This is a genomic window from Bacillus sp. FS02 (genome assembly GCF_024398395.1).
GTDB classification, from domain to species: domain Bacteria; phylum Bacillota; class Bacilli; order Bacillales; family Bacillaceae; genus Bacillus; species Bacillus altitudinis.
On sequence record NZ_CP074101.1, the window covers coordinates 1,246,611 to 1,266,823 of the forward strand.

The following is a 20,213-nucleotide window of genomic DNA, read 5'->3' on the forward strand; positions in this document are numbered from 1 at the left end:
TTTGTCACCTCATTAAGATAATTCTAAAAGTGATTTGATCACTTTTGGATATAGTGTGTGTTCTAATTCATGCATTCTTTTTTCAATGGATTCAAGGTCTTCCCCTTGTTCAATATGAATGGCTGCTTGATCAATAATCGGGCCGGTATCCATGCCTTCATCGACATAATGAACCGTGATACCAGCCACTTTGACTCCTGCTTGATAGGCTTGTCCAATCGCATCGAGTCCAGGAAATGCTGGCAATAAAGAAGGGTGGATATTCACGATTTTCCCTCTAAATGCATCAAGCAATGTCGGACCGATCAGTCGCATATACCCAGCGAGGAAAATCCATTCCACTTCATGCAGCTTCAGCTGTTCAATGATGGTTTGCTCAAAAGCGGCTTTACTCGGGAAAGCCTTCGGCGTAAAAGAAAAGGACGGAATGCCCTCTTTCTCTGCCCGCTCCAGCACCTTCGCACCCGGTTTATCACAGATCACAATGGCGGCTTTTGCCGGCCACTGTTCTTCTTTTAACGTATCAATAATGGCTTGAAAATTTGTCCCGCTTCCAGAGGCGAAGATCGCAAACTTTTTCATGAGAGGCTTCCACCACCGAAAGTGACGCCTTCTCCTTTTTGAACTCGTCCGATAAGAAAGGCTTTCTCTCCGTCTTGTTCAAGTCCGCTGATCACATCGACGAGATCATCCTCTTTGACGGCTAGGACAAAGCCGATACCCATATTAAATACATTGAACATCTCTTCTGCTTTCAATTGCCCTTTTTCTTGGATAAAGGAGAAAATAGGCGGAACTGGCCATGAGCCGTTATCAATCTCCACACCAAGTCCTTCAGGCAGCATACGTGGTAAATTCTCAATAAAGCCGCCGCCTGTCACATGTGCCATACCGTCAACTTTGCCAGCTTTCACTTGTTTAAGAACAGGCTTGACATAAATCTTCGTCGGTTCAAGCAGCTCTTCTCCAAGTGGTCTTGTAAAAGGTTCATACGTTTGGTGAAGATCTAGACCCGCATCTTCAAGCAATACTTTTCTTACAAGAGAATAGCCATTGCTATGAATGCCGCTAGAGCTGAGTCCAATCAGCAAATGCCCTTCCTTGATGTTCTCACCTGTGACGATTTCATCCTTTTCAACGACACCTACAGAAAATCCAGCAATATCATATTCTTCTTCTGTGTAAAGACCCGGCATTTCTGCTGTCTCTCCGCCGACAAGCGCTGAACCAGACTGCTCGCATCCGTCAGCTACACCTTTGACGATGGATTCAATTTTCAAAGGATCTGCTTTTCCAACTGCTAAGTAATCTAAGAAAAAGAGCGGCTCTGCCCCTTGTGCAAGCACATCGTTCACACACATAGCAACAGCATCTACACCGATCGTATCGTGTTGATCCATTAAAAAAGCGAGCTTTAATTTCGTACCAACACCATCTGTTCCTGAGACAAGTACGGGCTTTTTATATGGCAGTTCAGATAAATCAAACATACCGCCAAATCCGCCTAGAGCCCCCATGACACCTGCTCTTTTTGTACGTTCTACGTGTGTTTTCATTCGTTTAACGGCTTCGTATCCTGCTTCGATGTCGACACCGGCGTTTTTATATGCTTCTGACATCCCATTCACTCCTTTTATCTGCTTGTCTTCCATGTATTTTCGGCAGAATGAAAGAGCAGCATATCAAATCACGTTGACTGCTGCTCCATTATTCGATTATTTCGTCAGGACTGTTTCCTTCACATGAGGAAGGACAGTATCTTCATAAATTTCGGTCGGGTATTTTCCAGTAAAGCATGCTAAACACTGACCGCGCTGCGGATCATCATACTTTCTGCCAATCCCGTCCATTAAACCGTCTACAGATAAAAATGCAATGGAGTCTGCACCGATTTCCTGTCTAATTTCTTCCACTGAATGAGATGACGCAATCAGCTCTTCGTGTGTAGACGTATCAATTCCATAAAAACACGGATGAGCGATTGGCGGTGAACTAATGCGTACATGCACTTCCGTCGCACCTGCTTCTCTTAGCATCGTCACAATTCGGCGGCTTGTGGTTCCACGTACGATGGAATCATCCACCATGACGACACGTTTGCCTTCGACCACCCCGCGCACAGCAGACAGCTTCATTCGCACGCCCTGCTCACGCAATGCTTGAGACGGCTGAATAAATGTCCGGCCGACATAACGGTTTTTAATTAAACCTAGCTCATATGGAATACCTGTTGCTTCGGCATAACCAATCGCTGCAGAAATACTGGAGTCTGGCACACCTGTCACGACATCTGCTTCGACATGTGCTTCTTCTGCAAGCTTCTTGCCAAGATTCTTTCTCGCACTATGCACGTTGATGCCATTGATATTGCTGTCCGGTCTTGAGAAATAAATGTATTCCATGCTGCACATGCTGCGGTTAATGTTCATCGAGAAGCGCTCAGATTTTAAGCCTTCATCATTAATGATCAGCATTTCGCCAGGCTCTACATCTCGTAAATAGGTAGCACCGACGACATCAAAGGCACATGTTTCAGAAGCGACAACATAAGCATCTCCAAGCATACCAAGTGAAAGTGGGCGTAATCCGTTCGGATCAAGCGCTACGATCATTTCTGTTTCCGTCATGATTAAGAAAGCATAAGCCCCTTTTAGCATAGACAGAGCATTTTTGATTTGATCCTTCAAATCCATATACCCGCTGCGCTTAATTAAGTGAGCGAGCACTTCGGTATCAGAAGACGTTTGAAAAATACTTCCTTGGTTCTCTAGCTGCTGTTTTAATTGCGTTGCATTGACCAAGTTTCCATTATGAGCAAGGGCAAGACTGCCATTGTTTTGCGAGCGGAAGAAGAGAGGCTGCACATTCTCAAAGCCGCCTCCGCCTGCTGTCGCATACCGAACGTGTCCGATCGCACCTTTCCCCTTTAAATCCTTAAGCTCACCGTTTTGGAACACTTCCGTAATCAGTCCAAGGCCTTTGTGTGACGTCAGGTTTTCACCGTCTGTTGCAATAATTCCCGCACCTTCTTGTCCTCGGTGCTGAAGGCTATGCAATCCGTAATATGTGATTTGCGGGGCTTCTTCGTGTCCCCAAACCCCAAAAACGCCACATTCTTCGTTTAAGCCTCTGATTTCAGCAAGCATGGGATCGCTCCTTTCCATGCGCGTTCAAGCTCGTTGACTGCCGCATGAATCCATTGTTGTCCTTCTTGATTTTTGACAGTGAATACACCATCATTTGTGACCGTTCCGACTTCTTTTGCATCTTGCACAGCCGCAGCAAACGCTTCGCGGTTTTCTGGTTTCACTGTGACGACAAAACGTGACTGTGATTCACTGAATAGTGATGCTGCGCTGTTTAGATCGATCTGGATATCAGCGCCAAGACCATCTGTTCCAAATGTACTTTCAGCTAGTGCTACACCAAGACCGCCTTCAGACACATCATGTGCTGACTGAACAAGTCCGTTTTGAATTGCTGCTAAAAGGGCTTCCTGACGTGCCAGTTCTACATCCAAATCAATTTCTGGTGCTTTTCCGTAGATACGGCCTTCTGTCATTTTTTGAAGCTCACTGCCTGCGAATTCTTCCTTCGTTTCACCAATGACGAAAATCACATCACCTGCCTGCTGGAACGATTGAGTCGTAATATGAGCTGTATCTTCAATCAAACCAACCATGCCAATAACTGGCGTTGGGTAAATGGCTGTTCCATTTGATTCGTTATATAAAGAGACGTTACCGCCGATGACCGGTGTACTTAATGTACGGCAAGCTTCGCTAATGCCATCAGCAGATTTTTCAATCTGCCAGAAGATTTCTGGTTTCTCTGGGTTACCGAAGTTCAAGTTATCTGTTACTGCAAGCGGACGAGCGCCTGAGCAGACAATGTTACGTGCGGCTTCTGCAACGGCGATCTTACCGCCAACCTCTGGATCAAGGTAGAGATAACGTGCGTTACAATCTGTTGTCATCGCAAGAGCTTTTTTCGTCCCACGGATTCTGAGCACACCCGCATCAGAGCCAGGTGCAACGACTGTGTTTGTACGAACCATATAGTCGTATTGATCGTAAACCCATTCTTTACTCGCAATCGTTGGCTGCTTTAACAGCTGTTTCAATGTATCTGCTGCATCTGTGATCGCTGGAGCTTCCACTTTTGTTTCTAAAAACTCACGATAGTATGCAGGCTCACTTGACGGCTTGTGATAAACCGGTGCTTCTTCTGCAAGTGCATCAACTGGAAGCTCACACACTACTTCTCCTTGATGGAGTAAACGAAGCATTTTATCATCTGTCACATGACCGACTGAGACTGCTTCAAGGTCATATTTTTCAAAAATATCAATGATTTCTTGCTCACGGCCTTTTTCAATGACCAACAGCATTCTCTCTTGGGATTCAGACAGCATCATTTCATACGCTGACATGCCTGTTTCACGCTGAGGGATCAGGTCTAGGTTCATTTCGATACCTGAACCGGCTTTACTTGCCATCTCTGCACTTGAGCTAGTTAAGCCAGCCGCTCCCATATCTTGAATGCCCACAAGCGCATCATTTTTGATGACTTCAAGACATGCTTCAAGCAAAAGCTTTTCCATGAACGGATCGCCGACTTGAACTGCTGAACGTTTTTCTTCTGATTCATCAGAAAATTCTTCAGACGCAAATGTTGCACCGTGAATTCCGTCACGTCCTGTTTTGGCACCAACGTACATGACCGTATTGCCAACACCTTTTGCCTGCCCTTTCTTGATGTCTTCATGGTTGATTAACCCTACACACATCGCGTTAACGAGCGGATTTCCTTCATAGCTTTGATCAAAATGAACTTCTCCGCCGACTGTTGGAATACCGATACAGTTTCCATAGCCTGCAATCCCTGCCACTACTTCTTCAAACAAGTACTTCACGCGCGGTGAAGTCAGTTCACCAAAACGAAGAGAGTTTAATACCGCAATTGGACGAGCACCCATGGAGAATACATCACGGATGATTCCGCCAACACCTGTTGCCGCTCCTTGATACGGTTCAATTGCAGATGGATGGTTATGTGATTCGATTTTAAATACAACCGCTTGGTTGTCTCCAATATCAACGATTCCAGCGCCTTCCCCAGGACCTTGAAGAACATGCTCTCCTTTTGTCGGGAATTTGCTTAAAACAGGCTTTGAGTTTTTATAACTGCAATGCTCTGACCACATGACAGAAAAGATACCCGTTTCTGTGTAGTTTGGCAGCCTGCCAATAATGGATTCGATTAAAGCGAATTCTTCATCACTCAATCCCATTTGCTGATACAATTTCTCTTCTTTAATTTGCTTGTGACTTGGTTCAAGCAGTAGTGACATGAGTGTCCCTCCAATTTTTCACGATAGATTGAAACAATTTAAGTCCGTCTGCGCTGCCTAGTAATGAGTCAACCGCGCGCTCAGGGTGCGGCATCATGCCGAGTACATTGCCCTGTTCATTCGTTACACCTGCAATTCGATTGACACTGCCGTTAATATCGTCACCGTAAGTGAAAGCGATTTGGCCTTGTTCAATCAGCTTCGCTAACGTGTCTTCGTCACAGTAGAAGTTGCCTTCACCGTGTGCTACAGGAATCGTAATCGATTCACCTTTTTGATAACCGCTTGTAAATTGCGTTTCGTTGTTCTCTACAATGAGTTCAACTGGACGACAGATAAATTTTAGATCTTTATTCCGTCTCATTGCACCTGGCAAAATGCCAAGCTCCTGAAGAATTTGGAACCCGTTACAAACACCAAGAACAGGTTTTCCTTCCGCAGCTGCTTTTTTCACAGCCGGCATGATGTTAGAAAAACGAGCAATCGCACCGCATCTTAAGTAATCCCCATAAGAGAAACCGCCTGGTACGAGTACACCGTCAAAACCATCAAGACTCGTTTCGTCGTGCCATACATATTCAACTTGTTCACCTAACTCATCTTGAATCGCATGGTACATATCGATATCACAGTTAGAGCCAGGCAAGACGATCACTGCAAACTTCACTGTGCGACAACCTCCTCCACCTCATAGCGGTAATCTTCAATCACCGTGTTGGCAAGTAATTTTTCACACATTTCTTTGACCACTGTATCTAAGTCACGATCTGATTTCTCAATGACTAGCTCCATATATTTCCCGATACGGACATCCTTTACTTCCTGATAAGACATGCTGTGCAAAGCGTGCTGCACGGCACTTCCTTGTGGATCAAGAACGCTCTCTTTTAAGCTGACAAAAATTTTCACTTTATACATGTTTATGGCCTCCAAGTCTTTTGAAAATTTCTTCGTATGCATTTGTTAAGCCGCCCAGGTTTCGTCTGAACACGTCTTTATCAAGCTTTTCGTTTGTGTCTTTGTCCCAAAGCCTGCACGTATCAGGTGAAATCTCATCAGCTAGCAAAATACGATTCTCGTGATCTATTCCGAATTCAAGCTTGAAATCAATTAAATTCACATGGCAATCTGAGAAGATTTGCTTCAATTCTTCATTCACTTGTTTTGTGATCTGTTTCATTTCCTCGACCTGCTCAGGTGTCGCTGCATGTAAAATGCGAATATGATCTTCTGTAATGAGCGGATCGCCAAGTGCATCATCTTTGTAGTAAAACTCGATCAAAGGTGTGTCCAGTTTCGTTCCCTCTGGAATCCCAAGACGTTTTGACATACTGCCTGCCACCACGTTTCGCACAACGACTTCAAGCGGTACGATGTCTACCTTTTGAATGAGCTGTTCTGTTTCAGATAGGCGTTTCACAAAGTGATTGTTGATCCCTTTCTCATGTAGCATTTGAAAAATCAAGCTAGAAATTTCGTTATTCAGTCTGCCTTTGCCTTCAATTTCCGCTTTCTTTTCACCGTTAAATGCTGTAGCTGAGTCTTTATATTCGACATATAAAATATGCTCGTCATCGGTCTGATAGATTCTTTTCGCTTTGCCTTCGTAGAGAAGTTCTTGTTTCACAGTCATTCAGATTGGCCTCCTAATTTGAATGTTGGCAATTTTCAGGATTAGGCGCCTGACTAGCAGGCGGCCCATTTCTTACGCAAGACCTAGACGTTCGAAAATCATATCGACATTTTTCAAGTGATAGTTGTAATCGAAGCAGTCAGCGATTTGTTCAGGTGTTAAGCGTGAAGTGATTTTCTCTTCTGCTTCTACTAATGTACGGAATGGTACTTGTTTTTCCCAAGCTTCCATCGCTTTTGGCTGAACTGTGTCATATGCTTCTTCACGTGCCATACCTGTATCAATGAGTGCAAGCAGAACACGCTGAGAGTAGATCAAGCCAAGTGTGCGGTCCATGTTGCGTTTCATATTCTCAGGGAACACCGTCAAATTCTTCACAATGTTAGAGAAACGGTTCAGCATATAGTTCAGTGCAATCGTTGCATCTGGTAAAATGATGCGTTCAGCAGATGAATGAGAAATATCACGCTCATGCCAAAGTGGTACATTTTCATAAGCAGTCAGCATATATCCACGGATCACGCGAGCAATCCCCGTCATATTTTCAGAACCGATCGGGTTTCGTTTATGAGGCATCGCTGATGATCCTTTTTGTCCTTTTGCAAAGAACTCTTCTACTTCACGTGTTTCACTCTTTTGAAGCCCACGTATTTCAACAGCAAACTTCTCAATGCTTGTTGCCACTAAAGCAAGGGTTGCCATGTAATCTGCATGACGGTCACGCTGCAAGGTTTGGGTTGAAATTGGTGCAGCTTTGATGCCAAGTTTCTCACATACATATTGCTCAACAAACGGGTCAATGTTCGCATATGTGCCAACAGCACCAGAGATTTTGCCGTATTCGATGCCGGCTTTTGCTTGTTTAAAACGTTCTAAGTTACGCTTCATTTCCTCGTACCAAAGACCAAGCTTTAGGCCAAATGTTGTCGGTTCAGCGTGTACACCGTGTGTACGGCCCATCATGACGGTATATTTGTGCTCTTTTGCTTTTTCTTTTAGTATGTCAACAAATCTCTCAATGTCCTTGAGCAAAATATCGTTCGCCTGTTTTAATAGATATGAAAGCGCCGTATCCACTACGTCTGTAGAGGTTAACCCGTAATGAACCCACTTTCTTTCTTCTCCTAGAGATTCAGATACAGCACGCGTAAAGGCAACCACGTCGTGGCGCGTGTCTTGTTCAATCTCTAGAATACGATCAATATCAAAGCTTGCATTCTTGCGCATTGTCACAACGTCTTCTTTCGGAATGATGCCAAGTTCTGCCCAAGCTTCACAAGCGAGAATTTCTACTTCAAGCCATGCATTAAATTTGTTTTCCTCTGTCCAGATTGCTGACATTTCTGGTCGTGCGTAACGTTCGATCATTTCCCGTTTCCTCCATCTCTTTCAGTCCATATCTTTGTGATGTTTGCCATCCATTCATCATCAAGCTGTTTCATAAATGTCATATGCCCCATTTTGCGGCCGGCTTTTACTTCATGTTTGCCATATAGATAAAGCTTCGCTTCCTTTAAAAGCTCAGGATGTTCTTTTGGGATGTCCACTTCATCGCCCAGCAAATTCACCATCATACCCTCTGATAAAAGAGCTGTTCCGCCAAGCGGCAAACCGCATATGGCGCGAATGTGCTGTTCAAACTGACTCGTCTCACATAAATCCAATGTGTAATGTCCAGAGTTATGCGGGCGCGGTGCCAGTTCATTGACGAGCAGCTTCCCTTCATTTGTCAGGAACAGTTCAACAGCAAGCGTACCGACCAGCCCTAGCTTTTCAGCAAGCGTTGTTGCCAGCTCTTTTGCTTTCTCCTGAATGCTGCCATCTACCCGTGCAGGCACGATGCTTTGGAATAAAATATTGTGCTTATGAATGTTCTCAGCGACTGGGAATGTCGCAATTTCCCCATGAACAGACCGCGTCACAATCACAGACAGTTCCATTTGGAAAGGAACCCAGCTTTCTAAAATACATGTCCCATGAGTGAGAAGTGCAGCCGCTTCATGAAGCTGATCCTTCTCTTTGATCACGTACTGTCCTTTACCGTCGTAACCGCCTCTGCATGTTTTCAGCACAGCTGGCAAACCAAGCGCATTTACTGCGTCTTCCAGCTCCTTCTCATCATGAACGATGCGATAAGGGGCGACTTCACAGCCTGCATCTACAATCCCTTTTTTCTCGGTTTCACGGTTTTGGGTTAAAAGAAGAAGTTCGCTTCCTTGCGGTAAATACGCCTCTTCCTTCAGCTGATTGAGTGCATCATAGTCAATGTTTTCAAATTCATATGTGACCACATCACTGATGTCCGCCAGCTGCCTGATCGCTTCAAGGTCACTGTATGCGGCTGTGATTTCTGTATCAGCAACCTGTCCACAAGGAGAAAGTTTGACTGGGTCAAGAACTGCTGCACGGTAGCCCATTTGCTTTGCACTGACGGCCATGTATCTGCCAAGCTGTCCGCCGCCGATGATACCAATGGTTGCGTTTGGAAAAATGGTCTGCTTAGCCAAGCTGATCACTGCTTTCTAATACAGTTTGTTTTGTTTGCTCTCTTCTTTCTTCAAGGCGTGCTGCAACGGCTTCATCGAATGCTGAAATCATTTGTGCGGCTAGAAGCCCTGCATTTGTTGCACCGGCTTTGCCGATTGCCACTGTAGCAACAGGTACACCGCCTGGCATTTGAACGATGGATAATAAGGAATCCAGCCCGTTTAATGCTTTTGATTGTACGGGCACACCAATGACCGGCAGTGTCGTTTTTGCTGCGACCATCCCCGGTAAATGTGCTGCGCCTCCAGCACCGGCAATAATGACCTTGAGTCCTTTACCTCTTGCTTCAGTCGCATATTCAAACATCAAATCAGGTGTCCGATGTGCGGATACAACCTGTTTTTCATACGGAATGTTTAATTCCTCTAAGATATCGCACGCATGTTTCATTGTTTCCCAATCAGATGTACTTCCCATGATGACACCTACAAGCGGCTTCATTTTGTCCCCACCTTTAAGCTATTATTCGATTTTGTATCGTTTGACACGCTTCCCAAACCTAAGTAGCTTGTCAAACGCCGAACAAAAAGGCCCGGTTTGTATTGCATTGTTAGGAAGCAACACAAACCGGGCCATGGTAAGCGCTGTTCGCTTTTAAAACGCCATGTCAGTTTTGTTCACTATCCTGCATAGTCCAGTCATTTACGGTAACTGGGTAGAAACTTATGGGCCATATTCCCAAGATTATATGAGGCTCGTGTTTTGATTTCATGTTTATCTTAACAACGGATGTTCATGATGTCAACGGATTTATCGAACAATCTATGAAGTCGTCGTTTTAATGTTCGGATTTAGAGTATTTTTCCCTCAAATACGATTTTTTTCCCAATCGGAATGATCTGAATCGACCCATTTTCCTTCTTTTCCTGAAAGATGGGCTCCTCCATTCGTCGGACAGGTGAGTAGCCTTCGTCCGCCATCTGGGACAACACTTGATCAATCGTCATGTTGTCTTCCACGTAGAATTTCTTTTTCTTTGGTTTTGCGGTCATTCTTTAATTCTCCTTTTCTTCACAGCCTTCACCCAGAAGCCGCCATGAATCGTTTTGGGCTCATACGAAATGATAAACGCCTTTGAATCAAGCGTTTTAATCGTTTCATATAATTGCAGTTCATATTTTCTCGGTGTTAAAATTTGCATCGCTGACCGGTCTCCTTCAAGACCTCCTACTACCCAGTTGGTGACGCCATATCCTTTTTCTCTCAATTGTTTTGGGAGATCTAGATCGATTTCTTTTGTAATCACGTTCACAGTAATGTAGCCAAGTGCCAGCTTCTCTTCAATTTTCATCCCGACAATGATTCCAATCCCATAACCTAGCGCATACGCAATGACATTTTGTACTTGATCTAAGTTATCTAATACGATACTTAAACCAATGACATAAATCAGCATCTCGACAGTACCAGCAAAAGCGGCTGCATACCTTCTGCCTTTCATTGTTAAAATTAAACGCATAGTGGAAAAAGAGACATAAACAATGTTAATCACTAAAATAATCAAAACCATGGTGAACGCATTGGATAAAAGTTGTTGAAGCACGATTCGAACCCCCTGCACTAAAAATCAAATAAAGCACCCCATATTCTACTAGAGAACAAACCTTGATACAATCAAATTTGCGCGAGAAAAACACATATATCTTTCGACAACAAGGGGTGGTCTTTGTTACCAAGAGTTTACCCGTTTTTTCCTCTTCTCAACATGAAAAACCTCCTTTTTCAAAAGGAGGCTTTAGATGGTTGATAAAGGGTTAAAATATACTTTATTTTAACCCTTTGTCTTCTTTTCAGCGTGATAGAAAACCTTTGAATTTTAAAAAGACCGAGTACACGCTGAAACGTGTTTTATCCAAACCGAACTGGAACAAGTGATGGGATCAAATACTCTCCGACAATGCCCCATAAAAGGGCAATGATGACGAGCTCAATCAACAAAAAGACCCAGCCGGCATACATCAAGTCTCCCCGTACAGCATCTTGATCTGATTGAATGGAGCGGAAGAGCACAATGGCAATCAGCTGAAGACCGAAAAACATCATGACGGATAAAATCACCGTTACATATGGAATATTCAGCATGGCAAATACAAGCCAAAGGATAGATAAAACCAAAACCGGCACAAGCACGGCACCGAACTTCATGATCACTTCTTTCAGCGAGATGTTTCCTTTCAGCATGTACTTACCGAGCACCCAAACCGTCAGCATCATCAGTGTCAACAAAATGAGTGTAAAGACCGCTACCTTTAAAAAGGCGTCACCAAAAGAATAATGAATACCAAAACCTAATAAACGGGTCTTTGACGCCTTTAATTGAACGTAGTTGCCTAAAGCAAAAAACACACTGAATAACACAATTGAAATCCAGGCGTACTTCATGCGTAAAGTGTCCGCTTGATGGATCGCACGACTCGGTGATTTTAACATCGCAAACCCATATGAGCCGTAGCGCTTAAACGCACCTCCAACACCTCTTGCGATGCGCTGAATGGCTGAACCCTCTTCATCAGCTGGCTTAGCCGTTCTTCCTCGTTTTGCAGCACTGCGGCTGAGGCGGGACTGCCTTGTTTCTTGATCTATTGATGGCTCTTCGTTTTTCGTTTCAGATGTGACCTGCTCTTGATCTTTCTCTAACATCCCATATCAACTCCTATCTCAGACAATCCGCACAGGCTCAGGTGACCTGTCCGGATGACTCCTATTAAAGTAGCGGAGTCTCTCTATTCAGTCAAGATTCCTTGACGTTCATACGAATAGACGGATAAAAGAATGAAGAGGTTTTAAATGGAGAGAAAATAAGACAAAACAAAAAAGCTGATGAGTGGATCAGCTTTTCATCATCTTTCATCACTTTTCATGAACGATAGCGCGCCTGCTTTGCTTTCTGAATCCGAAGATTCTCTTGGTGTGCGGGGAAACGAGTCTTTTCTGTCGTATCGACTTGTGTAATTTGTCCATTATGAATGGTGATCACCACCGACCCGTATTCAATCCCTTTTAAGGCAGATAAAATAAAATTCAGCTTTTGTTCATCCATCGCTCATCCCCCATCCCACTAATTTTGCTTTCGCTCTTTTAAATAGAGAATCTCATTTTCCAGCTCATGAATCGTATAATGCATGAGCTCTTCATGTTTTTCTTCATGCCCCATAAAAGGAGCTGCTCAATTAATATCTGCTTTTTCCGCTCAATCACCTGCCTAAGCCAGCGTGACAAGTCATCCCCTCCCGTTATGATGAATGCAAGAAAAAAGGCACTCTGAACCCTTCTATAGAAAAAAGGAAATCAAAGCGCCTTTGGTGATCCAATCAGCGAATTATGTCTTTTTATCATAAACACATAATTCCTATAAGTCAACTATGTTTTTAAAATTTCCCTACAAAAAACAGCAGCCTCCATGAGCTGCTGTTTCAGACAAACCATTAATGATTTAAGAAAGCAAAATATAGAATAAAGATGACAAACAGTCCGTACATAATTGGATGCACTTCTTTTGCTTTTCCTTTAAAGATCATGGTGATCGGGTAGAAAATGAAACCAATCGCAATCCCTGTTGCAATACTATATGTGAGTGGCATCATAATCATGGTTAAGAAGGCCGGTACCGCAATTTCAAAACGATCCCATGCGATCTTCGCAAGAGGTGCAACCATCAGTGCACCGACAATGATTAAAGCAGGTGCCGTTACATTCGGTGTCACGACAGATAAAAGCGGCGAGAAGAACATCGCAAGTAAGAAGAAAATACCTGTCACGACAGCTGCAAAACCAGAGCGGGCACCCGCAGCAACACCTGAACTAGATTCAACATAAGACGTCGTCGTTGATGTACCAAGAACAGAACCGACGACGATAGAAGAAGAATCCGCCAGAAGCGCTTTCCCTGCACGCGGCAGCTCATTATTTTTCATTAAACCAGCCTGCGTTGCCACAGCCACAAGTGTACCAGCTGTATCAAAGAACCCAACGAATAGGAACGTTAAAATAACCACAAGCATTTGAATGGAGAAGATGTCTGGCAAGTGAATCAAGGCTTGACCAAAAGTTGGAGACAAGCTTGGAATGCTATCTACAATTTGAGATGGAACTGGCACAAGACCAAGGATCATCCCAGCAATAGCTGTCACAAGCATCCCAATGAAGACACCTGCATTCACACGAAGAACCATTAAAATGACAGTCACAACGATACCAAATACCGTTAACAGGACAGGACCACTATGAATATTCCCGATCGATACAAGCGTATTATCGTTATTGGCAATAATGCCAGAGCCTTGAAGACCTACAAATGTAATGAACAAACCAATCCCTGCACCAACCGCCAGCTTCAGCTCAGATGGAATGGCATTAATGATTTTTTCACGAAAACCTGTTAAAGAAAGAGCAACGAAAATCAATCCTGAAACAAACACCCCGGAAAGTGCTGCCTGCCAGGAGATCCCCATACCAAGAACCACTGAGAAAGCGAAGAACGCATTCAGTCCCATACCTGGTGCAATCGCAATCGGGTACCTGGCGATCAATCCCATCAGGAAACAACCTGCCGCAGAAGCTAACGCCGTAGCTGTAAAGACAGCCCCCTGATCAATTCGTAATTTATCTGGAAAATCCGGTACTGCTACTAAAGCAAGTGTGATCGGATTGACAAACAAGATGTAAGCCATCGACAAAAATGTCGTTAAACCGCCGATGATCTCTCTGCGATAATTCGTACCTAACTCATCAAACTGAAAAAACTGTTTCAAAGCCAACTGACTCCCTTCATGTCCTTTTGCTTTAGTCTGCCCCATTCACAAGTCAAATAAAAAACGCCCCAACAGTTTTTGGGACGCTTGACTACAATGTGAATTCAGACCGTGACATCAAACAAGAACAATGCATGATTTATATCAAACGAGTGTGAATTGACGTAGTCAAGCCATTTACGGTAGCTTGGTAGAAACTTGCGGGCCATATCCCCGCCATTATACGACTTCTATCTATTTGATTTCTGTGTCTATTGTACCAACTTCATTTTTAAAACACAATACAAAAAGCGAACATTTTTCAAAGAAATGTCCGCTTCATTCGTCTTATTACACGAATTTGGAAAATCACATCTAGTTCTTTATACACCCATCACTGAATTCTGGCAAAAACCGTTTCTGCTACATCGAAAAATGCCTTCACAGCAGGAGAAGCTTGCGTGACCGATGGACAGGCAAGCGCCACCTCACGATGATGCGATACATTCAGATGACTGATCTGCACAAGTTGCTGCGTCTTTAGGAATAACTCAGGACCTATCGTCACACCAAGTCCTTCCCCAACCATGCGGGCAATGGTCGTACAATCATGCACTTCAAATAAAATAGACGGCTTGATTTGCGCCTCTGAAAAAATATCCTCTACATGGGATTGATACATGCCAGTTGGCATAATAAATGGTTCATCTGCTAATTCTTCCATGTCTACAATTGGCTGCTGCTTAAAACGATGATTTTCGTGATAGGCGACCACCATTTTATCTTTCATAAGTGGCAATAGATGAAACGCTTCATCCGCTTTACCTTTTACAACAAACCCAACATCAATAATGCCAGAATCGAGCCACTCCAATATTTCTTCATATGTCCCCTCATAGAATTTAAATTCAATCTTTGGATGCTTTTTCTGATAGCTCACAAGCAGTTTTGGCAATAAACAAGCGGATGCACTGGCAAATGTTCCAATCCGAATCAAGCCAGATTCAATATTTTTGGTGAGCGCAATTTCCTGCTGAATTTTCTCTACTCGATTTAGCACTTCTCTTATATGCGGAAGAAGGGTTTCACCGATGTCTGTCAGCGTAATGCCCTTTTTTCGGTCACGCACGAATAAAGACACGCCCCACTCCGTCTCTAAACTTGCCACCGCATGACTCACGGCAGACTGTGTCATATTTAATGCTTCAGCTGCAGCGGTAAAACTGCCTAGCTCGACCACCTTAGCCATTGTCTCGAATCGAACAAAGCTCATGAGTATTCACTCATCCCTTTCATGAAAAACATCAATTTTACTTATGTTAGCACGGAATTTAAAATGAATACAACGTTTCAACATAAAGGAAGGGTTCAAAATGAAAAGTACATCTTATCCATTGCTCATATTTCTTTTAGCCGTCGGTTCTTTCGTCACAGGTACTTCAGAATTCGTCGTATCAGGCATACTGGACATCATTTCTGACGATCTGCGCATCTCCATCCCGGTTGCGGGACAGCTCATCACCATCTATTCTCTTTTTTATGCCGTGGGTGCCCTCTTTTTAGTCATGGCCACATCGAAATTGAATCGAAAAAAGGTTCTTTTATCGGCGATTTCCATGTTTATAGCAGGGAATGTGCTTGCCTTTTTTAGCCACCACTTTATGCTGCTCATGCTCTCACGGGTCATCATGGCCATGAGTGGCGGCTTATATATTGTGCTCGCAACAAATTATGCAGCACAGCTCGCCCCGCCAGAAAAAAAGGGAAGTGCGATGGCAACGGTGATCACTGGATTTACTGTTTCACTAGTACTCGGTGTACCGATTGGAACATTTTTAGCAGGATATGTAGATTGGCATGCCATTTTTCTCATCATTGCAATAGGAACCGCTTGTCTCTTGTTTCTTCTGTATCGATTATTACCGCCTATGGAGGGACATTCCCATGTGCCATTCAAACAGCAAATGCAAATTCTTCAAGACCGTAGGGTGTTAAGCGGCTTAGCCACGACAGCCTTTTGGATTTTAGGTTACACGATGGTATTTGCTTACATTTCGCCATTATTGCGACAGACATCCGAATTTACGCTCGAAATGACAAGCATTGCCTTGCTTGTCTTAGGCATCTCCGCTTTTATTGGCTCGCGCTTTGGTGGATACGCTGTCGATCATTGGGGACCAAACCGAACCATTTCAATCAGCATCACGGTTCAGATGCTCATGCTCTTTGCATTATCCTTTACACAATTTTCGGTAGTTGGCGTCTTCATCACGCTCGCCATTTGGGGCACCGCCACATGGACAACAACACCAGCGAAGCAATTTTATCTCATCTCCCTAAAACCCGAAACATCAGAAACCGTGCTGAGCTTTAATACAGCGATTATGAATATCGGCATGATGCTCGGATCATCAATGGGCGGTCTGATTATTCAATATACAAATGTAACGAATTTAAGTTGGATTGGCGGGCTAGCCAGTTTTGTTGCGTTGATGTTGATTCGGTACTCGTTTAATCGCAATCGACTGGTGGAACAACAGATAAAAAGCGAACATGTGTAATCATGTTCGCTTTCTTATTTATTGACTAGCTTTTGATGTTTCTTTTTTGACTGGAATGGTTACCGTTATCGCCTTCTGTGGTGCCAACATATTCAGCTCTGACAAATCAATATAAAGCCCATATTCTTTAAATGAAAAATGGTTTAATGATAAAGTATCTAACTCCTTATCATCAAATTCAAAGGTGGATTGCATGGAAGCTGTCTTTAAATTCGTCATCTTCGCATGGTTCCCTTTCAAGTAATATCCGCTTTCATAGTCTGCTTGTGGATCGGGCCATGATTTCATCTTTTCAACATCGCCTAATCCAATGAATTCACCTATATTCTCCATTACATCCTGATCTAATTCTTTTTGATCTATTCCAGTAAATTGATAATCAACAATCACAGAACGGTCTTTTTGCTCTATCTTATTGATTTTGATTCCGATGCCATGGTGTTTTGTTTTGAACTGAACAGGCAGCTTTGTCTGAAGAGGAATGATTTTGCTTTCTTCCCGTTCGATATTCACATATGTGTCAAATGTCAATTCAGTCGCCTTTGGATTGATCGGCTGATTCAAAATCGTTAAATGATCTTTTCTAGTTTTGTCAGAAGACATTTGTTTTTTTCTTAAAACGGTCCCAATCTCAAGCTGATACTCATTCCCTAAATTATCCTTCATTCCATCTATACTGACTTTATCATCTTTGGCAAAACCATTGTAATCAATGGCATATTGAATTGCAGAGCCATTCACTCCATTTTCTACCTTTACATTTCTTATTTGATAACGTCCATTTAAAATAGACACGTCTTTTTGTCCCGCTAATAAAGTGGTTTTTTGCTTGACCACAGGTAACTTGAAGCGCCAATTCCCTACAATATCCCCAATCTTCGAAATAACAAGCGGTACTTGCTGACCTTGTTTGATCGTTTGTCCATTTGTATAGACTTCCGTCTGCCCAACATAGCGGCCATCTTTCATTTTTTTCAATCCCTGATTGTCGTAACTCGGTTGGAAAGTGTCATTTATACGATCGAAGTTGTTGACTATGAATGGTACAGAATCTTCCTTTGTATTCAAATTCTCCACAGTAAACGTATAAACAAGCCGCCCTGCATCATAATACACACTGTTTACTTTCACAGTAACCCCTCTTGATTCAGCCCCCTCATTGACATGCTTCACCAACTCACTCTGAAAAAGAGACATTCCTACTTTATCGTGAAACATCATATATAACTGTCCAACCAATGGCACTCGAGCCATCGCTGTATTAAGAGAAGGAAAAAGGAAGCCTGATGAAAAATAAAGAACGATTAGTACGATGGCAGAATATATTGGCGTTCTCCAATTCCATGTGAACCACCGTCTTTTCTTTTCCGCTTTCACATCTCCCATTGCTTGACGAATTGCAGAGGTCAATTCAACTTTTGGTACATCAATCTCTTCATAAAGCTTTTTCATTTCTTTTCGTTCCATCGACACTCTCCTCCTTCTCCAACGTTTGCTTTAATAACTTTCTTGCTCGATACAAATGAGTTTTGACCGTTCCTTCGGGCACACCCATCTGTTCAGAAATCATTGAAATCGAATAATCTTGAAAATAAAATAGCTGAATCACGAGCTGATATTGCTCATCTAACACATCTAGTGCGTTTTTTAAATCGAGCTTGTCTTCCAAAAAATCATGACGCTCAACGCTCTCATGATGCTGTTCAAACGGAACAATGTCTTGCTGCTTTTTCTTCATCGCAAAAATTGTATGAATTAAAATTCGAGTCAGCCATGTAGAAAAATAGGCTGGTTCTTTTAAGCCCGATAGATGCTTAAATGCTTTAATGACCGTCTCCTGAACAGCATCTAACGAATCCTCTTTATTTCTTGTATAGAGAAAAGCCGTTTTATATAAACGCTCTTGATACATCAGCATTAATGTCTCAAATGCCGGGACATTCCCTTTTTTTGCTTTTTTAATTAGACGCACTTGCTTCATCTCATCCACACCTCCTACACCTGTTAGAGCACACTTTCTCACAAACGGTTTCAACAAACAGAAATTTCTTTTACTTAGCATATGTCGGACAGAAATCGAGAAAGTGAAGATTGGGCCGCAAAGATCATGTTGAACATTTGATATAATGGAAGAAATATCTACAAAAAGGAGGATATTGATTGTTTCTATTTGAAGAACCTGCTTGTGCTAGCTGTCAGAAAAAGATAGAAGGAAACGAAGAAGTGTACGTTAAGCCGGTCTATCCAAAGAGACGAGGAATGACAGAGGTAAAGGCTTGGCTGAGGAGTGAAGGGGTTTTTTATTGTAAGGCATGTACAGAACAAAAGACATCACATGGGGATAAATGCATGAACAAAATTACTTTTCCACAATCATTTCCAACGATACATACCGAAAGACTGATCTTAAAACAAGCAACGATCGCAGATGCTGAGGATATACACATCTATTTATCCAATGAAACTGTCTGCCGCTACATGGGCATTGATGCACATGAAACAATCGAAGACACAAAAGGAGAAATCAAGTGGTATGACAATATCTTCAAAGAACAAACAGGCATCCGCTGGGGAATATCTCTAAAAGAAAATCCAGCCATCATCGGTAGCTGCGGCTTTCTCAATCTAGAAAAACAGCACCGCCGTACGGAAATTGGCTATGAATTACACCATGATCATTGGAGAAAAGGCATCATGAAGGAAGCGATTACTGCGGTGTTGCGGTATGGATTTCAGGAGATGAACTTGAATCGGATTGAAGCCATCATTGATCCAGCAAATACGTCTTCTGTTCAATTATTGGAGAAGATACATTTTGTACAAGAGGGTTTATTAAGAGAGTATGAATTGGGTCAGAAGGGATTCGATGATGTGTATATGTATTCAATTTTGAAGAGAGATTACGAAAAATCCTATTAAACAGAGGAGAAACAAATGAAAACGGATATTCATTTCATCCAAAAGCCAAAACCAGAGTATGTTTCTTTTCACATTTATGAGCTGAATCCAGCGATTGAAAAACTTGTCCAGCAAGTGGAGCAGTCAGCTCCCTATTTCTTAGCACAAGAACCAACGAAAGAAAGAGTGAAAAAGATCTATTATCACGACATTTTATATATAGAAAGCGTTGATAAAAAATCGTTCTTGTATACGTCAGATGGAGTGTTTCTCTTAAAGGAAAAGTTATTTGAACTTGAAAAACAGCTTGAAGCGCACGATTATGTCAGGATTTCAAAATCGATGATTCTGAATATCGATTCTATTGCCGCTATTTCTCCTAAAACGAGTGGCCGTTTTGAAGCAAGCCTTACAAATAAAGAAAAAGTAATGATTTCACGTTTTTATATCCAAGCATTAAAAGAGAAGCTTGGATTACGGAGGAAGTGAAC

At 42.7% G+C, this 20,213-nt stretch carries 21 protein-coding genes and 2 riboswitches; of the genes, 3 read left to right on the forward strand and 18 right to left on the reverse strand.

All coding sequences use genetic code 11. The features are described 5' to 3' along the window. Positions 1-12: 12 nt before the first annotated feature. The 16 genes from purN to KFQ09_RS06440 all read right to left on the reverse strand — a co-directional run bounded on the left by purN (position 13) and on the right by KFQ09_RS06440 (position 15,536). Entirely contained in the window at positions 13-582 is a 570-nt protein-coding gene (gene purN / locus KFQ09_RS06365) for a phosphoribosylglycinamide formyltransferase (protein ID WP_008344288.1), read from the reverse strand. Continuing rightward, a complete protein-coding gene (purM, locus tag KFQ09_RS06370) occupies positions 579-1,619 on the reverse strand; it encodes a phosphoribosylformylglycinamidine cyclo-ligase (protein WP_017366751.1) in 1,041 nt (346 codons plus the stop codon). Before purM ends, purN begins: the two co-directional genes overlap by 4 nt. Positions 1,620-1,715: 96 nt before the next feature. After that, complete coding sequence (gene purF, locus KFQ09_RS06375; RefSeq protein ID WP_008344290.1) at positions 1,716-3,146, reverse strand: amidophosphoribosyltransferase; 1,431 nt, start codon at positions 3,144-3,146, stop codon at positions 1,716-1,718. Then, complete coding sequence (gene purL / locus KFQ09_RS06380; protein ID WP_008344291.1) at positions 3,122-5,353, reverse strand: phosphoribosylformylglycinamidine synthase subunit PurL; 2,232 nt, start codon at positions 5,351-5,353, stop codon at positions 3,122-3,124. The genes purF and purL overlap by 25 nt, the downstream gene beginning before the upstream one ends. Further along, complete coding sequence (purQ, locus tag KFQ09_RS06385) at positions 5,337-6,020, reverse strand: phosphoribosylformylglycinamidine synthase subunit PurQ (protein WP_017359821.1); 684 nt, start codon at positions 6,018-6,020, stop codon at positions 5,337-5,339. The genes purL and purQ overlap by 17 nt, the downstream gene beginning before the upstream one ends. Continuing rightward, on the reverse strand, positions 6,017-6,271 hold the full coding sequence (purS, locus tag KFQ09_RS06390) for a phosphoribosylformylglycinamidine synthase subunit PurS (RefSeq protein WP_003214349.1): 255 nt from the start codon (positions 6,269-6,271) through the stop codon (positions 6,017-6,019). The genes purQ and purS overlap by 4 nt, the downstream gene beginning before the upstream one ends. Then, positions 6,264-6,986, reverse strand: a complete 723-nt coding sequence (purC, locus tag KFQ09_RS06395) for a phosphoribosylaminoimidazolesuccinocarboxamide synthase (protein ID WP_025206862.1) — start codon at positions 6,984-6,986, stop codon at positions 6,264-6,266. The genes purS and purC overlap by 8 nt, the downstream gene beginning before the upstream one ends. Before the next feature lie 72 nt (positions 6,987-7,058). After that, entirely contained in the window at positions 7,059-8,354 is a 1,296-nt protein-coding gene (gene purB, locus KFQ09_RS06400; RefSeq protein WP_017359822.1) for an adenylosuccinate lyase, read from the reverse strand. After that, entirely contained in the window at positions 8,351-9,493 is a 1,143-nt protein-coding gene (purK, locus tag KFQ09_RS06405; RefSeq protein WP_041093202.1) for a 5-(carboxyamino)imidazole ribonucleotide synthase, read from the reverse strand. The genes purB and purK overlap by 4 nt, the downstream gene beginning before the upstream one ends. Then, a complete protein-coding gene (purE, locus tag KFQ09_RS06410) occupies positions 9,486-9,974 on the reverse strand; it encodes a 5-(carboxyamino)imidazole ribonucleotide mutase (protein ID WP_017359824.1) in 489 nt (162 codons plus the stop codon). The genes purK and purE overlap by 8 nt, the downstream gene beginning before the upstream one ends. A 169-nt stretch (positions 9,975-10,143) precedes the next feature. Then, positions 10,144-10,245, reverse strand: a riboswitch (purine riboswitch). 79 nt (positions 10,246-10,324) lie between these two features. Further along, positions 10,325-10,525, reverse strand: coding sequence for an NETI motif-containing protein (locus KFQ09_RS06415; protein WP_017366746.1), 201 nt, complete (start codon positions 10,523-10,525; stop codon positions 10,325-10,327). Then, positions 10,522-11,076, reverse strand: coding sequence for a DUF2179 domain-containing protein (locus tag KFQ09_RS06420; protein WP_008344300.1), 555 nt, complete (start codon positions 11,074-11,076; stop codon positions 10,522-10,524). Before KFQ09_RS06420 ends, KFQ09_RS06415 begins: the two co-directional genes overlap by 4 nt. Positions 11,077-11,381: 305 nt before the next feature. After that, a complete protein-coding gene (locus KFQ09_RS06425; protein ID WP_060832128.1) occupies positions 11,382-12,173 on the reverse strand; it encodes a hypothetical protein in 792 nt (263 codons plus the stop codon). A 217-nt stretch (positions 12,174-12,390) separates the two neighbouring features. Next, complete coding sequence (locus KFQ09_RS06430; protein WP_025206857.1) at positions 12,391-12,573, reverse strand: YezD family protein; 183 nt, start codon at positions 12,571-12,573, stop codon at positions 12,391-12,393. Positions 12,574-12,958: 385 nt separating this feature from the next. Then, positions 12,959-14,284 carry an NCS2 family permease gene (locus KFQ09_RS06435; RefSeq protein WP_035703624.1) on the reverse strand — a complete coding sequence of 442 codons (1,326 nt, stop codon included), beginning with the start codon at positions 14,282-14,284 and terminating at the stop codon, positions 12,959-12,961. A 145-nt stretch (positions 14,285-14,429) separates the two neighbouring features. Then, a riboswitch (purine riboswitch) is annotated at positions 14,430-14,531 on the reverse strand. 126 nt (positions 14,532-14,657) lie between these two features. Continuing rightward, positions 14,658-15,536, reverse strand: coding sequence for a LysR family transcriptional regulator (locus KFQ09_RS06440; RefSeq protein WP_047946432.1), 879 nt, complete (start codon positions 15,534-15,536; stop codon positions 14,658-14,660). A 100-nt stretch (positions 15,537-15,636) separates the two neighbouring features. Between KFQ09_RS06440 and KFQ09_RS06445 the strand changes: the two genes are divergently transcribed. After that, on the forward strand, positions 15,637-16,824 hold the full coding sequence (locus KFQ09_RS06445; protein WP_060832126.1) for an MFS transporter: 1,188 nt from the start codon (positions 15,637-15,639) through the stop codon (positions 16,822-16,824). An 18-nt stretch (positions 16,825-16,842) separates the two neighbouring features. Here the strand turns inward: KFQ09_RS06445 and KFQ09_RS06450 are convergent, their stop codons facing one another. Further along, on the reverse strand, positions 16,843-18,291 hold the full coding sequence (locus KFQ09_RS06450; RefSeq protein ID WP_255836119.1) for a DUF4179 domain-containing protein: 1,449 nt from the start codon (positions 18,289-18,291) through the stop codon (positions 16,843-16,845). Further along, the gene (locus KFQ09_RS06455) at positions 18,260-18,805 is read right to left on the reverse strand and encodes a sigma-70 family RNA polymerase sigma factor (RefSeq protein ID WP_255836120.1); all 546 of its coding nucleotides are present in this window, start codon (positions 18,803-18,805) and stop codon (positions 18,260-18,262) included. The genes KFQ09_RS06450 and KFQ09_RS06455 overlap by 32 nt, the downstream gene beginning before the upstream one ends. A gap of 368 nt (positions 18,806-19,173) precedes the next feature. Here KFQ09_RS06455 and KFQ09_RS06460 point away from each other — a divergent pair, with 368 nt between their 5' ends. Together KFQ09_RS06460 and KFQ09_RS06465 are read left to right on the forward strand one after the other, a co-directional pair. Next, a complete protein-coding gene (locus tag KFQ09_RS06460) occupies positions 19,174-19,743 on the forward strand; it encodes a GNAT family N-acetyltransferase (protein ID WP_255836238.1) in 570 nt (189 codons plus the stop codon). A gap of 15 nt (positions 19,744-19,758) precedes the next feature. Further along, positions 19,759-20,211, forward strand: a complete 453-nt coding sequence (locus KFQ09_RS06465; RefSeq protein ID WP_255836121.1) for a LytTR family DNA-binding domain-containing protein — start codon at positions 19,759-19,761, stop codon at positions 20,209-20,211. The last annotated feature ends 2 nt before the right edge of the window (positions 20,212-20,213 follow it).